Source organism: Microbacterium sp. (assembly GCF_030149085.1).
Classification (GTDB): domain Bacteria; phylum Actinomycetota; class Actinomycetes; order Actinomycetales; family Microbacteriaceae; genus Microbacterium.
The window spans coordinates 1-2,932 of the sequence record NZ_JASBSF010000327.1; the positions used below are offsets into that span (position 1 = coordinate 1).

Sequence of the window (2,932 nt, forward strand, 5' to 3'; positions counted from 1 at the left end):
TACGAGTACGGCGCCGACCCGCAGGATCCGACCTGTGGCAGTGATCTGCTGATGAAGTTCGCACCCAACGGCGAGATGGTCGGCAAGTACACGGGAGGCGGCCTGAGCGGTTCGGGATTCGGCATCGCGTTCGACCCGTCCGGGCAGCTGTGGGTGAGCAACTTCGGGTTCGCCGGTGAAGGATGCACCGAGCAGCCGACACACAACAGCGTGTCGCTCTTCTCGATCGAGGGGGAGCCCCTCTCGCCGGCTGGCACCGGATTCACCGCGGGCGACCTCGCGTGGCCGCAGGGCATGGACATCACGGCCGCCGGCGATGTCTGGAACGCGAACTGCCAGACGGGCACTGTCACCGTGTATCCCGGTGGCGACCCCGAGAAGGCGATGACGCTCGATGCCGGCCTTGACCAGGCGTTCGGTGTGGTCGACACGGGTACGCACGTTGTCGTGAGCGGTATCGCGAGCAGCTCGGTGGCGGTCTTCAACTATGACGGGACCCTTGTGGGGGGTGCTGCGCTCTCGGGCGACGAGTTCGTGTTGCCGATGGGTGTGGCTGCCGACCCGGAGGGCAACGTGTGGGTCGCCAACTCCGGTTCCACAACCCTCCCGTGCCCGACCCGCCCGATCTCGTCGGGACCGGCGGGGTCGATCGCGCTGATCGACGCCGACGGGCAGACGGTCTCCGGCCCGTTCACCGGCGGCGGGATCACCCGGCCGTGGGGCATCGCAACCGACGGCAACGGCAACGTCTTTGTCGGGAACTTCTCCGATCAGCGGGTATCAGCGTTCTGCGGCACCTCTCCCGAGACATGCCCCGGTGACCTGTCGACGGGTGACCCGATCTCACCGGACGCCGGCTACGCTTTCGACGGACTCGTCCGCAACACGGGCCTGATCGTGGACCCGTCGGGCAACCTCTGGATCGCCAACAACTGGGAGACCGTCCCTCTGCAGACGAACCCTGGTGGGCACCAGATCGTCGCCTTCATCGGTCTCGCCGCCCCTGTCGAGGTCCCGCCGTTCAGCTGAGTTGTCCTTCGCGTACCGGGCGTCATGCAGGGGCGTGAACCCGTGATCACGGATGCTTGCGTGGGGCATCCGGCGGGTGTTACATTTCTCGACCCACAACGACGTGCCCAGGGGTAACCGTCAGGTCCCCGGATCAACGGCACGACCCGAAACCGCTGTATCTCGGTAGGTCGGAAGAAGTGCCCAGCGATCGCCGGGCGCGCGTTGTCGGGGTGCGCCTGCTGTGCCAGGCTCGGATCGTGAGCACCAATGCCGACCTTCGCGTGACACCACCTACCCGCCGCGAATGGCTCGCCCTCGCGGTGCTATCCACGGGGCTCGGCATGATCGTGCTCGACGGCACGATCGTCGGCGTCGCGCTCCCGGTGATCATTGCCGATATCGGCCTCGATCTCACCGATGCGCAGTGGGTCAACAGCCTTTACGCAGTGCTGCTGGCCGCGCTCCTGCTATCGACGGGCAAGCTCGCCGATAGATGGGGACGCAAGCTCCTGTTCCAGGTGGGTCTCGTCGTCTTCGTCGGCGGCAGCATCCTCGCCGCGATGGCGGATGCTGCGGGCCCGTTGATCGCGGCGCGTGCCGTGCAGGCGATCGGTGCGGCGCTGATCATGCCCTCGACTCTCTCGACCGTGAACGCGGTATTCCGCGGCAAGGACCGCGGAGCGGCGTTCGGGGTGTGGGGCGCGGTGATCTCGGGGGCTGCCGCCGTCGGCCCGCTCGCCGGTGGCGCTCTCACCCAGTGGGCCTCGTGGCACTGGATCTTCCTCGTGAACATCCCCCTCGGTGCGGCAGTCTTCATTGCGGGGCTGCTGACGGTCCCCGAAACCAAGGGCGCGAAGGGTCGACCGGGAGCGGATGTCGACGGTGCGCTCCTGAGCGCGATCGGCTTCGGCGCACTGGTCTTCGCCGTGATCGAAGGGCCCCAGCTGGGCTGGTGGGCACCGACGGACGAGTTCTCGATCTTCGGGTGGCAGTGGCCGGCGGACGCTCCGGTGTCGGTGGTCCCCATCGCGTTCGCCGTGGCGGTCGTGGCTCTCGTGCTGTTCGTGCTGTGGGAGCGTCACCGCGAGAAGGTGCGACGGTCGGCGATCCTGGATCTGAACCTCTTCCGCCTGCCGACCTTCACCTGGGGCAACGTCACGGCAGCCATGGTCGCGGTGGGGGAGTTCGCGATCATCTTCGTCCTGCCTCTCTACCTCGTGAACGCGCTCGGGTTGGATGTCATGGGTGCGGGCCTGGTCCTTGCCGCGATGGCGCTCGGCGCCTTCTTCTCGGGTGCGTCGGCGCGGCACCTCGCCGCACGCTTTGGTTCGCCCGGAACGGTGCTGATCGGACTCGCGCTCGAAGTCATTGGGGTCGGCATCCTCGCCCTGCTCATCACCGGCGACAGCTCGGGGTGGATCGTCGCGATCCCGCTGGTCGTCTATGGCCTGGGTCTCGGGCTGGCCTCCGCGCAGCTAACCGGCACGGTGCTGCAGGATGTCCCGGTTGACGTGTCAGGTCAGGGATCTGCCACCCAGAGCACCGTGCGGCAGGTCGGGTCGGCCCTCGGAACCGCCTTCGCGGGAGCTGCGCTGGCGGTCGCCCTCGCGCTCACGCTGCCGGCGGCGCTGACGGATGCCGGCATCACCGGCTCAACAGCCACCCAGCTCGCCGACACGACACGGCAGTCTGCGGGAACCACGATCAGCCAGTTGCGTGCCGAGGGGGCGAGCAGTCCGCTCGGTGACCAGACCGCGGCGGCGGTGACGGCACTGTCGAACGGCTTCGCGGATGCCACCCGCTGGTCGCTGCTGGTGGCGACGGTGTTCCTCCTGCTCGGGTTCGTTGGGGCACTCGTGGTCCGCCGTGCTGCCGCGCGGTCGACCGCGGCCGTGGGGGAGAGCGCGTGAAGTACGACCTC

At 68.1% G+C, this 2,932-nt stretch carries 2 protein-coding genes; both read left to right on the forward strand.

Features of this window, described 5'->3' with window-relative positions; genetic code table 11:
* The coding region (locus Q1V87_RS13330) for a hypothetical protein (RefSeq protein WP_300593798.1) at window positions 1-1,029 on the forward strand (1,029 nt) is incomplete at its 5' end.
* A 323-nt stretch (window positions 1,030-1,352) separates the two neighbouring features.
* The gene (locus tag Q1V87_RS13335; RefSeq protein ID WP_300593801.1) at window positions 1,353-2,921 is read left to right on the forward strand and encodes an MFS transporter; all 1,569 of its coding nucleotides are present in this window, start codon (window positions 1,353-1,355) and stop codon (window positions 2,919-2,921) included.
* The last annotated feature ends 11 nt before the right edge of the window (window positions 2,922-2,932 follow it).

Coding starts and splice junctions, on each gene's coding strand:
- Q1V87_RS13335 (WP_300593801.1), top strand. CDS start 1,353: ATGATCGTGCTCGACGGCACGATCGTCGGCGTCGCGCTCCCGGTGATC.